The sequence below is a fragment of the Nocardia sp. bgisy134 genome (genome assembly GCF_057708325.1).
Map to the genome: position 1 here is coordinate 67435 of NZ_JBYIRW010000026.1, position 18288 is coordinate 85722.

Below are 18288 nucleotides of genomic sequence, written 5' to 3' on the forward strand. Positions count from 1 at the left end.
AGCGCGCGTTGGCCGGTTGCGCCCGCCTCGCTCCGACACCGGCGCACGGTGCCGGTCTGACCATGCGCTGGAACTCCGGTCCGGTCGAGGGCCGGGTCAATCACATCAAAATGATCAAGAGGCAGATGTTCGGCAGGGCTGGCCTTCCACTGCTACGCAAACGCGTGCTTCCCACGGCCGCGCAACGATGACGCCAGATCTGTGGTTCTGCGGCACAACACCTTTCGTCACGGAAAGTGGGCCAGAACCGAATTTCGACGTCATCTCGCCGCGGCCACTGCTTGCGCTGTCCGGGCGAGGCGGTAGGAGTCGGTGCCGGTTTCGATGATATGGCCGCCGAAGGTGAGGCGGTCCACGATCGCGGCGCAAAGTCTCGGGTCGGTGAAGGTTTTCGTCCAGCCGGAGAACGATTCGTTGGAAGCGATCGCGACGGAGTTCTTCTCCTCACGCTCGGTGTGGACCTGGAACAGCAGTTCCGCTCCGCGGCGGTCGAGTTCCATGTAGCCGAGTTCGTCGACCTATGCCGACGGCGGCATAGATCGATCTATGCCGAGGCCGGGACTATGCCGCGCCGATCGCCGCATGACGTGAATCCCCTGGTAAGGGCAGCGGAAGGGCCTCGTTTGCCGGCGCAGCAGCCCACATAGTTCCGTCGTCGGCTCCGATACTTCATCTGATGGATGAGTGCGTCGGACGGAGGCGTGATCATGGTCGGAACTCGCAGGAAACCGGGCCGCATGGGCCCCTACATCGCCGGTTACCGAAATCATCTGGAGCAGCAGCGATACACGCCGGGCACGATCCGGAACATGCTGAAGATCATCGGCGATCTGGGGCGGTGGATGATCGAGCAGGACCTCACAGCCGAGCAGTTGACGGCGGCGTCGATCGAGGAATTCCGGCGGTTCTGCTGCGTTACGCTGCGCCGTCCGCCGTCGGCAAAGAGCCTGAACCCGCTGCGAGAGTTCTTGAAATCCCAAGGGCTGCTGACAGATCCGCCGATCAACTGCGACCCTTTGGACTCGATTGTCGCCGAGTACTGCGACTGGCTGGTGGCCGACCGCGCTCTGGCAGCTGCCACGATCGTCCGCTACGAGAAGCTGGCCCACCGCTTCCTGAGAGAAGCATCCGCTCGTGGGATCGGTGAGCTGACCGGCGCCGACATCGTGGCGTTCTTGCTCGCCGAAAGCCCACGCGTCAGCGTCGGCGCGATCAAGGGCCGCGTCGCAGAACTACGGTCGCTACTGAGGTTCCTCTACCTGCGCGGACTACTGCCGCGCCCGTTGACCTCGGCGGTCCCGCCGGTCGCGGGCTGGCATGGCACCGGCATCCCGAAGTCGATCACCGCCGCACAGGTTCAGCGGTTGCTCGATGCCTGTGACCGCGACGATCCGGTGCAGGTCCGTGACTACGCGATGCTGACCCTGGTCGCGCGACTGGGACTGCGGTCGATCGAGGTCGCCCGGCTCGAGGTCGGCGACATCGACTGGCGTGGCGGTCGGATCAAACTGCGCGGCAAAGCATCCCGGGAGGACGCCATGCCGATGCCGTTCGACGTCGGGGAAGCGGTCAGCGCCTACCTGACGACCGCTCGGCCGGCGACGACGTTGCGGCCGGTGTTCGTGACCTGCAAGGCGCCGCTGCGCGGAATCCGCGCTGACCTGGTCAGCGACGTCACCCGCCGCGCCTGCGACCGCGCGGGGCTGCCTCGCGTCGGCGCCCATCGGTTGCGCCACTCGCTGGCCACCGAGATGCTGCGCCGCGGAGTCCCTCTCGTCGATATCAGCCAGGTCCTGCGCCACCGGGATCTGGCCACGACCGCGATCTACGCGAAGGTCGACTTGGCCACTCTGCGCGACCTCGCCGCCGAATGGCCAGGAGCGCCACGATGAGCCGGCTGTCCGAGGCCGCGGCCGACTACCTGAAACTACGCAATCGGCTCGGCCACGATCTGGCCGAACACCATCGGCTGCTGCCGCGGTTCGTCGGCTATCTCGACGAGATCGCCGCACCCACAGTTACGATCGCAGCTGCGCTGGACTGGGCGTTTGCTCCCGGGGTCGATGCGTCGTCGTCGAATCCGGCACGTCGGATGACGATCGCCCGCAGGTTCGCCCAGCATATGGCCGGGCTGGATCCGCGCACCGAAATACCACCGCCAGGGTTGATCTCGTTCCCGCAACGCTGGCATCCACCGTTCATCTTCACCCGCACCGACCTGGAGACACTGACCGCTCAGGCGCGACATCGAGTTCGCGGACGACTGTCGGCGGCGACCCATTCCACGATGTTGGGCCTGCTCGGCGCGACCGGGCTGCGGGTCGGGGAAGCGATCCGCCTGGACTGCACCGACATCGACTGGGCCGACGAGGCTCTGCTGATCCGGGAGTCGAAGTTCGGCAAGTCCCGGGTGGTTCCGGTCCTGCCGTCGACCGTCGCGGCCCTGCGCGACTACGCCGGCATCCGCGACGAGCACCACCCGATGCCGACGACAGCGAGTTTCTTCGTCTCTCGCCGCGGCAACCGAATGGTCTATCCCTGCGTCCATGAGACTTTTCGGAACTTGTGTCGCACGACCGGAATCGGCGCGGACGCAGACCGGCGGCCCCGCATCCACGACCTGCGGCACTCGTTCGCGGTCAACACGCTGCTGCGCTGGCACCGCTCCGGGGATGACGTCGAGGCGAAACTTCCGACGTTGTCGACCTATCTCGGTCACCGCGACCCGCGCTCGACCTACTGGTATCTGTCGGCGGCCCCCGAGCTGCTGAGTCTGGCCGCCCAGCGACTCGAATACTCGATCCAGGCCAGGCCCTCATGACCGCGATCTCCGCCACACTGCAGAACTTCTTCACCGAACGGCTCGTCAAGCACCGTCACGTCAGTCCGCGCACGGTCGCCTCCTACCGGGACTCGCTAAAACTGTTGCTGGGCTTCGTCTCTCAACGAACCAAGAAGCCGCCAGCCGAGCTGGACTGGTCCGACTTGGACGTCGAGGCCATCACCGCGTTCCTGGACTACCTAGAGCACGAGCGGAGCAACAGTCCCCGCACCCGCAACCTGCGCCTGACCGCGATCCGGTCGCTGTTTACCTACGCATCACTGCGCCATCCCGAACACGCCGAACTGATCCAGCGCGTGCTGGCCATCCCGCCCAAACGATTCGACAAACAGCTCGTCGCGTTCCTGAACCGCACCGAGATCGACGCCATGCTCGCCGCGCCGAATCGCGACCACTGGGAAGGCCGACGCGATCACGCCCTGCTGCTGGTCGCGGTCCAAACCGGGCTACGGGTCTCGGAACTGGTCGGACTCAACTGCGGCGACATCACCCTCGGCGGCGGCGCGAACCTCCGATGCCTCGGCAAGGGCCGCAAACACCGGGCCGTCCCGCTCACCACACCCACCCAGCGCGTCCTGCGCGTCTGGATTGCCGAACGCGGCGACCATGCCGATCAGCCGCTGTTCCCGACCCGCACCGGCCGCCGGCTCAGCTCCGATGCCGTCGAGCGCCTGGTCCGGCGCCACGCCGCCACCGCGGCCCTATCCTGCCCCAGCATCCGCCCCGCCGAGCTGCATCCGCACGTCCTGCGCCACAGCTGCGCGATGGCGCTGCTGCACGCGGGCGTCGACACCGCGGTCATCGCGCTCTGGCTCGGCCACGCCGACATCCGATCCACCGGCATCTATCTCCACGCCGACATGACGATCAAACAACGTGCTCTCGACCAGACCACCCCGACTTCGACGCCGCCGGCGTCTATCGCCCGACCGACAGCCTCCTGGCCTTCCTGGAGAGCCTGTGATCAGGCCGACAACCGGTCCACTCGGCAGGCCGAACATGCTGCACTACTTCATATCTCAGGTCATGCGGCGATCGGCGCGGCATAGTCCCGGCCTCGGCATAGGTCGATGCAGAGCAGGTCTACCCGGCCGTAGCGGGCGATGGTCTTGGTCAACTGTTTCTCGTCGACGCACACCGAGCAAATGCGACCATCCGCGCCGGACAACCGGGCCGACCGACACGAGCGCGTCACACCCCGCCCCCTCTCGATCACGAACGCCCGCTTCACCGAACTTGTTACAAAACAACAACATTGAGCCGCGTCCGGCTCTACTCACATGCGCGCTCAGCGGCATTACTGTACGTGCGACGCGTATCTGCTCGGTGCTGCTGTCGATCTGGCGCGTGACATCGGCGCAGAGTATGGGCGGCCGACGCCGGAGAGGAGGCGATCCACCGTCCTGAACTCGGCATGATGCCCAGTCTGCAACTTGGAGACCGAGGCCTGGTCGATACGCGCGCGATGATGTTCACCCGCGGGCGCGTCGACCGTCGTGTGCCTCGGTGACGACGTGGGTGATCCGATTCGCTCGTGTGGCGTCTCGCGCGGCGCTGACGATCCACCACAGCATCATCTTGCGCGCGCTGGGCGGGAATCGGTCCCAGTGGGCGCGGGCCGGTGGGTCCCGGTCGAGGGCCGCCGCCAGTTCGGGTGGCTCTCGGAGGTCTTCGATTTGGTCGGCGATGGTCCACCAGCCGTTGGACTTCGCCGCCGCGATGGCGCGGCGGCCCGCGTCGGTCATGAGGCCCTGGTCGGCCATGTCGGCTGCGCGTCGGCGGTTGAGCCGGGTCCACGCGCTCTTGGTGCGGCGTGGCGTGAACAGCTGCAAGCCGCGCTCGTCGTCGAGGATGGTGTTGGTGGAGTCGATCCATCCGAAGCAGATGGCCTCCTCGACGGCCTCGGAGTACGGGCAGCGTGGGCGTTCGGCACCGGCGCGCCAGGAGCACAACCACACGCCGCGAGTGGATGCGTGGTTGTGCCCGAGCCAGTTCCGCCATTGTGCCCGGGTCTCGGCGTGGAAGATCGGGTAGTCGAACTTCCAGGTCGCGGCGTGGTCGGATGCCGATCGCGGCGATTCCGATGAGGTCATGTGTCCTCCGTAAGGTGAGTGGCCAGGCGCCGGACGGTGTTTGCGAGTTCGGCCGGTTCGATGACCGTGACCGAGGCGGTGAGCGCGATGCGGGCGACCGTCATGGCGAGGCGTACCGCAGCAAACGCAACGCGCACAAGGGATTCGCTGCTGCCCAGCGCAATTCACACATCCTCGCACGTAACACATAGTGCGCACGAAGCCGAAGGACGCGCCTGTGATCGAAGACCGGCTGGCCATGACTCCATTCGACAACGACATGCTGGAATTCGCTTGCGCGTGGGCGCCGTTTGGCGGCAACGACGAGGAAGCGTTCATCCGGTTCGGGCTGCGGCCGAAAGAGTTCCATGCTGCTGCGGTTTCTTCGATCCCTAGCCGCACGGGTGATCAGCGGACCGACGCTGAACTCACTGCAGCAGCAGTGCCGTGAACGGTTGACGAGCCCCGCCAAAAACGCCTCGTGATCGGCCCCGCGTGCGAGCGCGCACGGTCGGGCCCAGCCCATCACCACCGGCCTGGTCGAGGACATCCGAAGCTCGAATTACGCGCAGTAGTCTCCACGATCCAGGTCAGCACACCTGCAACACCGCGAAATACTTCTCCGGCCCCGGCTCCGCGCGAGGGCACCCCAGCAGACCGAGCGCCGGCGGAATCGCCGTTGTCCTAGCTCCGAGAGCTTGATGGTCCGGCGCGACAAACAGCCCCGACGAACGAACCGTGAGATCTCGATGAATACGAGCGCGTACCCGCATCTACTCCAGCCGCTGGACCTGGGATTCACCAGCCTGCGCAACCGCGTACTGATGGGGTCGATGCACGTCGGCCTGGAAGAAGCGCCCCAGGGCTTCGAGCGCATGGCCGCCTTCTATGCCGAGCGCGCCCGCGGCGGCGTCGGGCTCATCGTCACCGGTGGCATCGCGCCGAACGAAGCCGCACGCCCCTACCCGGGCGGGGCGATGCTGACCGAGGAAGCCGAGGCGGACCGCCATCGTGTGGTCACCGATGCCGTGCACGCCGCCAGCGGCAAGATCACCCTGCAGATCCTGCATTTCGGGCGCTACGCCTACCATCCCGAGCTGGTCGCGCCGAGTCCGTTGCAGGCTCCGATCAGTCCGTTCCCGCCACGCGAACTCTCCGACGTCGAGGTCGAGGCGACGATCGAGGACTTCGTGCGCTGCGCGAGGCTGGCGAAGCTGGCCGGCTACGACGGGGTGGAAATCATGGGGTCGGAGGGCTACCTGATCAACGAGTTCATCGCCACCCACACCAACAAGCGCACCGATCGCTGGGGCGGCAGCTATGAGAACCGCATCCGGTTCCCGGTCCAGATCGTTCGCCGCGTCCGCGAAGCGGTCGGCACGGAGTTCATCATCATCTATCGGCTCTCCATGCTGGACCTGGTACCCGACGGATCGACCTTCGACGAGGTCGTCGAGCTCGCGCAGCGCATCGAAGCGGCGGGCGCGACGATCATCAACACCGGAATCGGCTGGCACGAGGCGCGGATCCCGACCATCGCGACCTCGGTGCCACGGGGCGCGTACGCCTGGGTGACCAGGAAGCTGATGGGCTCGGTATCCATCCCGCTGGTCACCAGCAACCGGTTCAACACTCCGGACACCGCCGAGCAGCTCCTGGCCGACGGCTACGCCGACATGGTGTCGCTGGCCCGGCCCTTCCTCGCCGACCCCGACTTCGTGAACAAGGCCGCCGCGGGCACCCCGGAGCGGATCAATACCTGCATCGGCTGCAACCAGGCCTGCCTGGACCACACCTTCAGCCTGAAAATCACCTCCTGCCTGGTGAATCCGCGCGCATGCCACGGAACCGAACTCGTGCTGGGCCCGATACGGGTCCGCAAACGGATCGCAGTCGTCGGTGCCGGACCCGCCGGACTCGCGTTCGCCACCGCCGCGGCCGAACGCGGGCACCGAGTGGAGCTGTTCGAAGCCAGCTCGCAGATCGGCGGGCAGTTCGAGATCGCCCGCCGGATACCCGGCAAGGGCGAATTCGACGAAACCCTGCGCTACTTCCGTCACCGCCTGGTGCAAACCGGGGTTCAGGTGCATCTCGACACCGCCGCCACGGTGGAGCGTCTGACCAACGACGATTCGACGAGGTGGTCATCGCGACCGGTGTCAACCCCCGCGTCCCCGCGGAGCTGCCCGGCGTCGATCACCCGATGGTGCTGGGCTACCTCGACGTCCTGCGCGACAAAGCTCCCGTAGGGCCACGAGTGGCGATCCTGGGCGCCGGCGGTATCGGATTCGATGTTGCCGAGTTCCTGACCACCCCGGATCCCGGTGCCGAACCCGACATCGGCGAGTTCCTCGCCACTTGGGGCGTCGACGCCGAACACCGTCACCGCGGCGGCCTCGCGCTGGCCGTGCGCCACACGGCGCCACGGCAGGTGACCCTGCTGCAGCGCAAGACGAGCAAGGTCGGCGCCGGGCTGGGCAAGACCACGGGATGGATCCACCGTGCCGAGTTGAAGAACCGCGGCGTTGAGACGATCGCTGGTGCCCGCTACGAACGCATCGACGACCTCGGCTTGCATTTCTCTGTGAATGAGCAATCCCATCTGCTCGAGGTCGACACCATCGTCCTGTGCACCGGCCAAGAGCCCAACAGGACACTCTACGACGCCCTCGTCGCCGCGGGCACGATGCCGGTTCACCTCATCGGCGGCGCGAACGAGGCCGCCGAGCTCGACGCCAAACGCGCGATAAACCGCTCGACTTGCGTGGTGCCTTCGATCGACCTCGCGCAGCAGCTCCGCCGGGCAACCCGGCACGCAGCCCGGTGGCGGCCAGGCTCTCGGTGACTCCCGCCAGAGCCCACCTCGAGCAGTCACACGCATGCCAGTGGCCATGGCACGTGCAGCAGGGGAGTTGCTGCTGCACGAGGCCCGTGCCGCCCTGTCCGCTCCCCCCCCCAGCTCACAGTGTTCGACGAGGTGTATCGCCCCAGGTGAATGGCCGCGCATGAGTGACGTCGGGATCACCTGGATCGCGGTGGACGAGTTCCCGACGACTCGGACCGGCGAAGATCTCCACCGTCGACAGTTGTGTGGGCTAGGCGAGCCGTCTGCACCGTCTCGGCCAGAAACGGGGGTCGCGGCGACGATCCGCCGTGAACTGCATGCCTCACGGACCGGACCGCACTGGGATGAACGCCACGACAGTTTCCCGGCCGGTTTCTACGATTCAAATATTTGCTGCCAATTTGCTCTTCACTGCGTTCGTTGTCGTCCAGACTTGGTTGACCATGAAGTTCCGGCGATCGGAGGTAAGTAGCGTGAGCGAGGAAGCCAGCACTCCCATCCGCCCGACCTGGGTGCCGGAAAGCCTGTACCCGTATTCCAGTCATTTCGCCGAGATCGACGGCTCGCGTGTGCACTACCTCGACGAAGGCAGCGGGCCACCGCTGGTTCTGCTGCACGGCAATCCGACCTGGTCATTCCTCTACCGCGATATCATCGCCGGTCTGCGTGACCGGTTCCGCTGCATCGCGGTGGACTATCCCGGCTTCGGGCTGTCCCGGGCGGCGCCCGGCTACGGCTTCACACCCGTCGAGCATGCCCGGGTCGTGTCGGAACTGGTGTCCCGGCTCGACCTGCGCGAGGCGACGCTGATGGTGCAGGACTGGGGTGGACCGATCGGATTCGCCGCGGCAGGCAGGCACCCGGATCGCTTCGTGGCCTTCATCATCGGAAATACTTGGGCCTGGCCGAAATCCGACCCGAGCACGCAGGCCTTCTCGCGATTTCTGGGCGGCCCGGTCGGCGGTTGGCTGATCCGGCAGCGCAACTTCTTCGTCGAACGGATCATCCCCGCAGGTGTGCGCCGCAAGAAACTGGACAAGACGGTAATGGACGCCTACCGAGGCCCCTTCCCGACACCGGAATCGCGCGAGCCGGTCCATGTGTTCCCACGCGAAATCCTGGCGAGCCGACCGTTTCTCGCCGATGTCGAGCGTGGCCTCGATGCGGTGCGGGACCGGCCGGCACTGATCGTGTGGGGCACCAAGGATATCGCCTTCCGCGCCCCCGAACGCCGTCACTGGGAGGAACTGTTCGCCGATCATCGGACGGTCCTTCTCGACGGCGCCGGCCACTACATCCAGGAAGACGCCGCCGACGAAATAGTCGCCGCGGTCCGGCAGTGGCGACCGGCCGACAACTGACTCAGGACCGGGTATCGAGCGCCGGTCGATTGTGGCTCGAAAGATTCAGCAATCCGACAGTTACGTTTGGCGATCATCGTGTGGGCCCGGCGGCGATCGAGCTCCGGGCGGTGCGCACGATCGAGCAGCGCCGGACGGGACGGGAGCTCGATGCGTACACGAAAGCGCTGGCACACCCAGGTCGCACTCGTTACGATCGCGGCGGCACTGCTCTTGCCCGGGGTCGTGGTCCCCTCGGCGAACGCGACCGTCGTGCCGTTCGGCAACGAGTTCCTCTGGGGTGTCGCGTCGTCCGGGTTCCAGTCCGAGGGGTACGCACCCGAGAGCAACTGGACCCGCTACATCGATTCGGGTGCGGCCGGGGACGAGTATCCGAATTCGGTCGACTTCGTCAACCACTATGCCTCCGATATCAATCTGGCCGCGCGGCTCGGGGTTCGGGTGTACCGGATCGGGATCGAATGGGCTCGATTGCAGCCGGAACCGGGAACCTGGGACGCGTCGGCATTCCGGTTCTACGACGACGTGATCGCCCGTATCGTCGCGGCCGGGATGCGGCCGATGCTCACTCTGGACCACTGGGTGTACCCGGGCTGGGCGAGTGATCGCGGCGGCTGGCGCAATCCGGACATGGTCGAGGATTGGCTGGCCAATATGCGAAAGGTGGTGAACCGCTATGCCTCTCGCAACCCGCTGTGGGTCACTTTCAACGAGCCCGCCGCATATGTCGGAACCGAGCTGCGTATCGGCGCCATCACCGTCGACGAGGCTCCCGCGATGCTGGACCGAATGGCTCAGGCCCACAACACGATTTACGACACCATCCACCGCGCCGCGCCCAACGCACAGGTCACCAGCAACCTCGGCTACGTAGCGGGCGCCGAGACCGAGGTCAACCAGCCAATGGTCGACCGGATCGCCGACAAGCTCGACTTCATCGGCGTCGACTACTATTTCGCGGTGCTGCCGGAATCCGGTCAGTCGGTACAGGGCGGTTCGAACCAGGGCCCGGCGATTTGGGAACTGCCGATTCGCACCGAGGGCATCTACTACGCGCTGCGGCACTATTCACGCCTGTTCCCGGACCGCCCGCTGTACGTCGTCGAGAACGGCATGCCCACCGAGAACGGCCTCCCGCGGGCGGACGGGTACACCCGCTCCGAACACCTCCGCGACACCGTCTACTGGCTGCAGCGCGCCAAGGCCGATGGCATCGACGTGGTCGGCTACAACTACTGGAGCCTGACCGACAACTACGAATGGGGCAGTTACACACCCCGTTTCGGCCTCTACACCGTCGACGTCCGCACCGACCCCACCCTGGTCCGCCAGCCGACGGACGCCGTCGAGACCTACCGCACGATCATCCGATCCGGCGGGGTCCCCGCGAACTACCGACCGACTCGCCCGCCCGCCGAATGCGGACTGGTAGACCCGCCCGAAAGCTGCGATCAAACGATCGGCCTCCCTGATTAGACTGCGAGCACTCCGACTGCCCGGTGTCGAGGGAGTAGCTGTGTGCCGTACAGATGCCAGAGCGCGCCATTCAGCAGCGCGCCATGACATGCGGCGCTACATTTGTCTCACAGTCTTGTTGCTGGTTCGCAGGTGAGATCGCAGTCGTAGACCCGCGGATTCGAGGGTGAGGTTCGCAGACGTCGAGTCGGTAGTCCGGGTCGGGTTCCAGGTCGAACTGGTGCAGGATCGCGGCCAAGGCGGCAGTGATCTGATGCTGGGCGAACTGTCGACCGATGCGGGCGCGTGGACCCGTGCCGAACGCACCGAGTAGACGCACCGCGCGTCGTCACCGCATCGATCAGGCCGCGGGCCTGGCGGCGACGGCGTCGACCAGGCGAGCCAGACCGTCGGCCCCGAAACCGGAATCGACGGCGCGCTGCACGAGGCCCTGCGATGCCTGGAACATCGTGGCGTCGAAGCCGAGGGTTCGAGCGCTCTCGGTGAGGTGCGAGAGGCCCGCCGACGCCGAGGCGATGGTCGATATGCCGCCGGGGCAGTCGTCCGCCTCGACCTGGCTGGCGAACCGATCCAGCATCTCCGGCAGTAGCCCGGTGATGTTCGCGGCGAAAGGCGCGAGGTCGGCCCCGGAGATTCCTTCCGCACGCGCCATCGCGAGGCCATGGACGACGCCGAGCACCGACAACCAGAACAGCGACAGCACCGCGGCGTCGTACCCGGCGGCGCGGCCGACGTCCTCGCCTACATACACCGCCCGGCCGCCCAACTCCGCAAGCACCGCCTGATGCGCCTGGTAAATCTGCTCGGCGCCGGAGTACAGAATCAACGCTCCCGGCCCGCCGATGGTCGGCGTCGGAGTGAGGATGGCTCCGTCGAGATAGGCGATCCCGTGCCGCGCCGCCCATTCCCCTCGCGATCGCGACTGGTGCGGCGCGGTGGACGTGAGGTTCACCAGCGTGCGGCCGCGCAACACATCGGCGGCGGGCTCGAGCACGGCGGCGACCGCCTCGTCGTCCACCAGGCAGACAACCACCAGATCGGACGAGCGCACCGCATCGGCCACGGTCTCCGCGTGCACGGCGCCCCGGCCGATGAGCGCCTCGGCACGGACCGACGTGCGATTCCAGACCGTTGTTCGAACACCGCCGTCGATGAACGCACCGGCAAGAGCCTGCCCCATCGGACCGAGACCGACGACGGCAACAGTGGGCACTGACACCAGGAAACCTCCCAAGACTGTTTGAAGTATGTCCAACAATTATTGTTGGATGACCGCAAAACAATCAAACCGAGGGAGATCGACCATGCCGCGTGTGCCCTTCCAGCCTGCGACAGCCGACATCACCCTCGTCGGCGTGATGCACGCGCTCTCCGACCCGGCGCGACTCGAGATCGCCTCCCGCCTCGCGGACAGCGACGGCGAGAACTGCTCGGGCATCGGCGAGGACATCGACCTGCACAAATCGACCCTGTCGCACCACTACCGCGTGCTGCGCGAGGCCGGGGTCACCGCGACCACGATCGAGGGCCGCACGCGCGTCGTGCGGCTACGGCGAGACGACCTGGAAGCTCGCTTTCCCGGGCTGCTCGACGCCGTGCTCAACGCGTATGGCGATCGCTGAGAATCGCCGCAGTCTCCGACTGCGGTCGGCGACCAAGGGCCGTCGCGGGCCGCATGCTGGGTCACGCGATCCAGAGCAGGGAGCGCTACCGCTGCCGTCACGACGCCGCGGTTCGCCCAAGCGTCAGGTACTCGACTACCGGACGCACTCGCTCCCTGGAGGCCCGCTTTCTCAGGCTGCTCGACGCCGCATTAACCCGGACAGCGATCGCTGAGAATCGCCGCTGTCTAGGCGGTTTCACTCGCGCGGTGGATAACTCGGCTACCGGACTCACTTGCTCGCGAGCTGCCGTAGGGCACGCTCGGACGGAGCGAGCCCGGCTCGGCGGCGAACAAATCCAGCCCGAAGCACGATGGCGCGGCGGGCAGGGCGACGAGCTCGCCGTGCAAGGCCAGCTCGCCGACGATCGGGTGGTGCAACACGTATGTCCGGTTCCGGACCTGCGCGACAGGATGTTTCGCCCAGAGGCGCGCGAAATCCGTGCTCAGTTCCCGCAATTGGTCGATGTGCGCCGCGAGGGCCGGGTCCCCGCGGAACCGGCCGAGCAGCACGCGCAGATGCGCCACGTGCTCGCGCGCCACTCGCTCCCACTCGGCGCCGTGCAGCTCGCGCCGGTGGGGCTCGGCGAACAGCAGGTGCGAGAGCGTGCGGCGATGGTCTGGAAGCAGAGGGAAGTCGCCGAACACCGCCACGGCGAGCCGGTTCCAGCCGACGATCTGGGTGTACCGACCGACCACCAGCGCCGGGGTCATCACGAACGACTCGAGCAGATACCGCAGTCCCGCAGGCACATCCGAAGCGTCCGCCGCGCAGGGTGTCGGACGTCGCGCGATACGGCGCAGGTAGGCCAGTTCGTCCGGTTCCAAGCGCAGCGCGGCACCGATGGCTGCCAGGACTTCGTCCGAGACGCTGTCGCCGTTGCCCTGTTCCAGGCGCGTGTAGTGGGCGATGCTCACCCCGGCGAGCAGGGCCGACTCTGCACTCCTATGGCCAGGAGCAGCCCGCGCGATCAGCGGCATTACCGGACATTCTGCGGAAGAATCACCTCCTCGACCGCGAATAGCCGGGACGGAGATACGTTAAGGAGTGCAGATGGCAGACATGACCATGACCTGGGAGCTCGCTGGCACAGGCTGGGTTCGTGTTCACGTTTCCGACAACGGCAACGAGGCCAAAGCTATCGCCTCTTATCTCACCGAAGCCCCGGAAGACATGCTCAACGCTGTGGCCAGCCTCCGGAGCGGGGACGCTACTGCCCGGGTGTTTTTCGAAGCCGAGCCGAATGCCTACATCTGGCTGTTCGACAGCACGGACTCAAAGGTACATATCCGCCTGGTGGGACGGGAGTACAGTGACGACCCGGACTCCGCCGAAACAGAGCTGTGGTCCACCTACCAGACTCTTGATCATCTCGTGTGCACTGTGATCGGAGCGTTCGAGGAAGTAGCACGGCAACACGGCGACGACGGCTACCTGAAGGAGTGGTGTAGGCCCTTCCCCCATGCCGCACTTCAGGCGCTTGTCGAGGCCCAATCCAACGCGAGGCGTCACTGAGAAGACCGATGATCTTGTTCGGGCTGGCGCGTCGATCAAGACCATAATCGGCATTTCAGGATGCTTATACCGACTTGGTGGTAGCAATGTGGTCGAAGACCGGTCTGGGGGCATCCGTCCGCGCCGGACCCCGTGTCCCGGGTCCGCGGATTTGTGGTGGCGGTTCGGCCACTGCCTAACCGATCAACCACGATCCGCGCTCTCGCCGCGCCGAATCATGGGGCTGCTGTAGGGAGTAGGGAGAGGTGACATCGTCGTCTCCCTCCCCGTATGCGGGCATTTTAGGAGTGCGTAACCGATATGTCACCCCAGCCAGATGTGAGCGCCACGCACTAGATCACCGACGACAGGCCACGACCGCCAAGGACAAGCCGGGTCATTGCGCAGCCCCCGGGGTCACGCACCAAACAACCGCACATCGGCAGTAGCGTGCGTTGAGTTGTCATGTGCCCGAGGCCATGTAGGCGGCCAAGATGTAGTTCGCGTGCCGGTCGAGGTTGGTTCGAGCGCGGTCGTTGCGCATGGTCGTCCGCGGGTCGCCATGGCGAGCCGCGATCTGAACATCACGCAGGTCGACACCAGCGTCGAGCAGGGTTGTGACGAAGGTGTGGCGCAGCATGTGCGGGTCTACATGCAGGTGCGGTAGAAGCCGGTCACCACCGTGCTCTTGTTGGCGCTCGGACTCGGGCCCACGCCGGAACGTATGAATCAGCTCTGGCCGCGAGGAGTTGGCGATTCGGTGTCAGTGTTCGAGGTGCCGGAGTCCGATTATTGTTCGGGCGCTGGCGTAGGTGTAGTGGCCCTTACCGTGTGCGGCGAGTTGGCTGGGTCCGGTGAGGGCCTCGGTGTCGGTGTTCACGGCGAGGAATGGAATGTCCCAGGAGATGGTGCCGGTCCGGGGGTCGATTGCCCAGAGTCCGGTGTAATCGGAGTGGACTACGGTGTGGCCGTCCCAGCCCAGGATCGTGCCGAAGCGGGTGGTGTCGGTCCGCCACAGCCGGTGTCCGGTGCGTAGGTCGAGGCCGGTTGTGGTGTGCGCGTCGGTGTCTTGCAGGAGCGCGACGTCGCCGAAGATCGCCGCTGCGGTGCCGGTCGTGGCGTTGGTTTCCCGGGGTGCGGAAATCAGGTCGGAGCTGGTCCAGAGGAGGCTACCGGTGCGGCGGTCATAGCCGCTGTCGCCGAGCAGGACGGGGACGGTGTCGTCGGTGGGGAGGTCGATCGAAAGGGTCTGGGCGACTGTGCTGTCGGAGGTGGCAATGGTGCGGCCGGTGCGGTCGAGGAGGTCGCTGCCGGTGATGTCGTGGCCGCCGTATTCGGTTCGGGCGCGCACGAGCAATGCGCCGCCGGTTGCGCCGGCATCGGAGCATCCATCCTGGGTGGTGGTCCAAGTCGGCTTCCCGCTGGCGAGGTCGAACCCGGCGATATCGGCGCCGAGGGTGAAGACGCCCTGGCCGTGGGACACGTCCACGGCGTCGAAGGGCAGGTCTTCCCACAACGTACCCATGTCGAATGCCTGAGACCAGTACGCATCCGGGTCGGCGAGGGTGCCGGCGTGGACGCGCACGTCGTCGGATTCGACGTCGCCCTCGGCGACGTACACGCGATCATCGAGTGTCGCGATGGCGAAGGGAAACCACTCCGTCGGTGTGCGGGTGGCATCTCCGGTGGTGAGGTCGTAGCCGACGAGTGCTCCGTCGGAGCTGAAACAGACGACCTGGCCATCGACAGGGGTAGACCCGCAACCGGTCAGCTCCACGGCGGGGGTCTGCCAGCGCTTCGCGCCGGTGCCGGCATCGATGCCGACCAGCACCGGATCTCGCAGGTGCCCGTCGTCCGGCACACCGAGCACCGTCACAAGTGTGTCACCACCGTCGACGAATCCTGATCCGTCGGTATCGAATTCGGTGCCCGCCCGCGGATCGCGGAACTCCGCGCCCGCTCGTCCGAACCCGGCAGCGCTTGTCGACCACGCGAGGCCGGGAGCGGAGTCCGCGGTGCCGGTGATCTTGCGCGTGGTGTCCTCGTATTGTAGATGGACCACCACCGCACCGGCAGTGGCGACTACGGCCGCCGCAGCGGCGAGCACGAGGTTGCGCAGCCCGGGAATCGTTCTCATCGCGACACCTCCAGTCCCGGATTCGAGGCGATCGCCTCGAGTAACTCGAACGGCAACGGCTCGGCGGGACCATCGCCGGAGGTGACCTGGATCCGGGTCCCGGACGGGCGGGTGACGGTCACAGTGCGGGTCGTTTGCGTGGAGGGTGACGGCTCCATCACCGTGCTTCGCGATTCGCGCGTTTCGACCACCGTTTCGTCCGGCAGCCGACGTGACGTCGCGCCGTCATTCGGCGAAAGCTCCTGCGGGAGAGGCTGCCCGGTCGTGATCGCCACGCTCAACCGTGATCGACGGCCAGGTGTGGTCACCCGAACTACCTGGCACACCCCGCCTGTGCTTGCCGGTAGCAGCGCTCCCAGCGGCGGGTCGAGGGTCAAGCCGTCGAGTGGAATCTGCGCCAGGACCGCGTCCCATCGACGAGCCTGGGCCTGATCGATGGCGGAGGAGGACTCCGCCCAGATATTGCAGGACTCGGGTGGGTTCGGCGTTCCGGGCGGAACCGGGGCGGTGACGCGGAGTCCGGGGACGGTGACGAGCGCGACGAGATCATCGATGGTCAGCGGGACGGTTCCGGTATAGCCGCTTCCGTCAGCGGCGTCGTCGGTGGCGTAGGCGTGGGCGACGGAGCCGTCGGGCAGGTAAGCGGTGGCCGAGCGGAAGAGGGCGCGAACACCATTCGTCTCGTACCAGGTGTCGTGGGTATCGACGATCGTGCCGTCGGGAAGGCGGCGTCTCTCATCGAGATCGCCGGCGACGCACGGCGGGATCGGCATGGTGGACTCGCGAACGGTCACCGACAGCGAGCCCGATCGGTCGCCGCGCAGCAGCGTGGCGCGCGCGTCGGTCCAACCGCCGAACCCCTTGTCCTCCGTGGGGTCGTCGAGGATCGGCTGGAATACCAGTGACCGATCCACCGGTGCGAAGGCGATCTCGACACCAGCGGGCAGCGCCGCACGCAGCGCCTGCGTCATCGCGACGGCCTTGGGCCCGGAGAACCACGGATAGGACGGGTTGTCGTATCCGGGTGTTTCGAAGGTAACCATCGAAAATCCTTGCCCCGGCTGTGGCGGCTCCACGACATCACAACCCGGGATCTGCACCGGAAATGTCACCGGCGGAGTGACATACGAATATTCGGCCGGTTCCGGCGGCGGCGCCGAAGTGGTGGGGGTGATCGGTGCGGTCGTCAACTCCGGCTCCCGCTCGTACAGCAGCCCGGCGACCAGGTAGCCGGTCGCGACGATCGCCACACATGTCAAACCCACCGTCCAGTGGTGAACGGCGGGGGAGGGTGCGGTCGCGTCCTTGTCATCACCGTTTTCCATGTCCTGCATTGTGTCTGCCCGTTCGCGGCTGCTCATGCCCCAGGTTCTGGGTGAGCTTGGCGGCGTGCTCGAGCTTGTCCAGATCGACCCGGGATCTGAGAAACGTCGAGGTAGCCGATCGGCAGTTGTGTGGGACTCGGGGTCCCAGGCGAGGTCGAATTCTCGGTCGACGAGTCGGGCAACATCGGTTCGACAACGCTCAACCCGTGCGGTTCGACCTCGAGTGGAAGTACCGAATCAGACCACACCTGCACCAGCCAGGACGTCAACGGCGAGACCGCGTTCGCCGACGCGTGCAGCGGCGTGACCGAGGGATCGTCGTACCAAGCGGCACGCGCTGGACCAGCAAGGAAGTGGTCATCCGTGCTGAACAAAGCCTCACGAAAGGCCAGTGGAGAGAGCAACGGCACCTAACAGAATTTGAGATAGAAAACGACCTGCGCGAAGGGCTGATTACTGAAGAGGAAGCCCAAGCCCGTAGGTCCGCCCTGGAGGAGGACAGCTACGCCGGTACCGCCATTGTCGCGTCGGTGCGCTGGCCCTTGGAAGTCGCAGACTGAGTCTATCTCCCCTGGGTCGCGAAGCCCGCGTTCGTTCGGATACGCGCTTCTCGGCATTTCAGGATGCTGACACCGACTTGATGGCAGCAATGTGGTCGAGGACCGATCTGGAGACTTCCATCCGCGCCGGACCCGGTGTCCCCGGGGCCGCGGACCGGAGGGTAGCGGTTCCCCGACTGCCTGACTGATCAATCGCGATCCGCGCTTTCGCCGCGCCGAATCATGGGGCCGCCTGTATAGAGAGGTGACATCGTCGTCTCCCTCCTGTGTTCGGGTATTCGAGGAATGTGTAACCGAGATCTCACCCCAGCCAGATGTGCGCACTACGTACTCCATGTCGCCTGAGCAGCGCGAAGAAGAGCTCAGAATTCCTCCTCAGTTCCACCACCAACCGGGTTGGCCGATTCAGTCAGCGCCCAGGAGGCATTTCGAGTGCCAGACAGGCTGTCCGACCGCGCGATAGGCGGCATGTGCGGATGTCTGTGATGCTGGTGTCTTGGGCGGAGCGAATAACT

16 protein-coding genes and 2 pseudogenes are annotated in these 18288 nt (G+C 66.1%); 10 read left to right on the forward strand and 8 right to left on the reverse strand.

Going from position 1 to position 18288, the window contains the following annotated elements; genetic code table 11:
- Positions 1-260: 260 nt before the first annotated feature.
- A pseudogene (locus AC3ERS_RS33120) lies at positions 261-518 on the reverse strand (ATP-binding protein); the annotation flags it as partial.
- A 189-nt stretch (positions 519-707) separates the two neighbouring features.
- Here AC3ERS_RS33120 and AC3ERS_RS33125 point away from each other — a divergent pair.
- The 3 genes from AC3ERS_RS33125 to AC3ERS_RS33135 are packed head-to-tail and all read left to right on the forward strand — an operon-like array spanning position 708 to position 3891.
- Positions 708-1892 carry a tyrosine-type recombinase/integrase gene (locus AC3ERS_RS33125; protein ID WP_431972088.1) on the forward strand — a complete coding sequence of 395 codons (1185 nt, stop codon included), beginning with the start codon at positions 708-710 and terminating at the stop codon, positions 1890-1892.
- Positions 1889-2821: a tyrosine-type recombinase/integrase gene (locus AC3ERS_RS33130; RefSeq protein ID WP_431972089.1), complete on the forward strand. Its 933-nt coding sequence runs from the start codon at positions 1889-1891 to the stop codon at positions 2819-2821. The genes AC3ERS_RS33125 and AC3ERS_RS33130 overlap by 4 nt, the downstream gene beginning before the upstream one ends.
- Entirely contained in the window at positions 2818-3891 is a 1074-nt protein-coding gene (locus AC3ERS_RS33135) for a tyrosine-type recombinase/integrase (RefSeq protein WP_431972090.1), read from the forward strand. The genes AC3ERS_RS33130 and AC3ERS_RS33135 overlap by 4 nt, the downstream gene beginning before the upstream one ends.
- Before the next feature lie 423 nt (positions 3892-4314).
- Here the strand turns inward: AC3ERS_RS33135 and AC3ERS_RS33140 are convergent, their stop codons facing one another.
- Positions 4315-4935 (reverse strand): YdeI/OmpD-associated family protein, encoded by a 621-nt coding sequence (locus tag AC3ERS_RS33140; protein ID WP_431972092.1) that lies wholly within the window; start codon positions 4933-4935, stop codon positions 4315-4317.
- A 217-nt stretch (positions 4936-5152) separates the two neighbouring features.
- Here AC3ERS_RS33140 and AC3ERS_RS33145 point away from each other — a divergent pair, with 217 nt between their 5' ends.
- The 4 genes and pseudogenes from AC3ERS_RS33145 (at position 5153) to AC3ERS_RS33160 (ending at position 10596) form a co-directional block, all read left to right on the forward strand.
- Positions 5153-5365, forward strand: coding sequence for a hypothetical protein (locus AC3ERS_RS33145; protein ID WP_431972093.1), 213 nt, complete (start codon positions 5153-5155; stop codon positions 5363-5365).
- A gap of 298 nt (positions 5366-5663) precedes the next feature.
- Positions 5664-7693: pseudogene (locus AC3ERS_RS33150) on the forward strand (oxidoreductase); the annotation flags it as partial.
- 539 nt (positions 7694-8232) lie between these two features.
- A complete protein-coding gene (locus tag AC3ERS_RS33155; RefSeq protein WP_488186877.1) occupies positions 8233-9120 on the forward strand; it encodes an alpha/beta fold hydrolase in 888 nt (295 codons plus the stop codon).
- A 150-nt stretch (positions 9121-9270) separates the two neighbouring features.
- Positions 9271-10596: a family 1 glycosylhydrolase gene (locus AC3ERS_RS33160; RefSeq protein ID WP_431972095.1), complete on the forward strand. Its 1326-nt coding sequence runs from the start codon at positions 9271-9273 to the stop codon at positions 10594-10596.
- 70 nt (positions 10597-10666) lie between these two features.
- Here the strand turns inward: AC3ERS_RS33160 and AC3ERS_RS33165 are convergent, their stop codons facing one another.
- Together AC3ERS_RS33165 and AC3ERS_RS33170 are read right to left on the reverse strand one after the other, a co-directional pair.
- Positions 10667-10915, reverse strand: coding sequence for a cytochrome P450 (locus tag AC3ERS_RS33165; RefSeq protein WP_431972096.1), 249 nt, complete (start codon positions 10913-10915; stop codon positions 10667-10669).
- A 21-nt stretch (positions 10916-10936) separates the two neighbouring features.
- Positions 10937-11815: an NAD(P)-dependent oxidoreductase gene (locus tag AC3ERS_RS33170; RefSeq protein ID WP_431972097.1), complete on the reverse strand. Its 879-nt coding sequence runs from the start codon at positions 11813-11815 to the stop codon at positions 10937-10939.
- An 85-nt stretch (positions 11816-11900) separates the two neighbouring features.
- Here AC3ERS_RS33170 and AC3ERS_RS33175 point away from each other — a divergent pair, with 85 nt between their 5' ends.
- A complete protein-coding gene (locus AC3ERS_RS33175) occupies positions 11901-12218 on the forward strand; it encodes an ArsR/SmtB family transcription factor (protein ID WP_431972098.1) in 318 nt (105 codons plus the stop codon).
- A gap of 227 nt (positions 12219-12445) precedes the next feature.
- On the opposite strand, the gene AC3ERS_RS33180 is transcribed toward AC3ERS_RS33175, so the two are convergent.
- Positions 12446-13237, reverse strand: a complete 792-nt coding sequence (locus tag AC3ERS_RS33180) for a helix-turn-helix domain-containing protein (RefSeq protein ID WP_431972099.1) — start codon at positions 13235-13237, stop codon at positions 12446-12448.
- Between the two features lie 73 nt (positions 13238-13310).
- Here AC3ERS_RS33180 and AC3ERS_RS33185 point away from each other — a divergent pair, with 73 nt between their 5' ends.
- A complete protein-coding gene (locus AC3ERS_RS33185) occupies positions 13311-13772 on the forward strand; it encodes a hypothetical protein (RefSeq protein WP_431972100.1) in 462 nt (153 codons plus the stop codon).
- A gap of 442 nt (positions 13773-14214) precedes the next feature.
- Here the strand turns inward: AC3ERS_RS33185 and AC3ERS_RS33190 are convergent, their stop codons facing one another.
- The 3 genes from AC3ERS_RS33190 to AC3ERS_RS33200 form a co-directional block, all read right to left on the reverse strand.
- Entirely contained in the window at positions 14215-14391 is a 177-nt protein-coding gene (locus AC3ERS_RS33190; protein WP_431972101.1) for a hypothetical protein, read from the reverse strand.
- A 123-nt stretch (positions 14392-14514) separates the two neighbouring features.
- Entirely contained in the window at positions 14515-15888 is a 1374-nt protein-coding gene (locus tag AC3ERS_RS33195) for an outer membrane protein assembly factor BamB family protein (RefSeq protein WP_431972102.1), read from the reverse strand.
- Positions 15885-17213 (reverse strand): hypothetical protein, encoded by a 1329-nt coding sequence (locus AC3ERS_RS33200; RefSeq protein ID WP_431972103.1) that lies wholly within the window; start codon positions 17211-17213, stop codon positions 15885-15887. Before AC3ERS_RS33200 ends, AC3ERS_RS33195 begins: the two co-directional genes overlap by 4 nt.
- Before the next feature lie 206 nt (positions 17214-17419).
- Here AC3ERS_RS33200 and AC3ERS_RS33205 point away from each other — a divergent pair, with 206 nt between their 5' ends.
- Positions 17420-17773 carry a hypothetical protein gene (locus AC3ERS_RS33205; protein WP_431972104.1) on the forward strand — a complete coding sequence of 118 codons (354 nt, stop codon included), beginning with the start codon at positions 17420-17422 and terminating at the stop codon, positions 17771-17773.
- Positions 17774-18288: the final 515 nt, after the last annotated feature.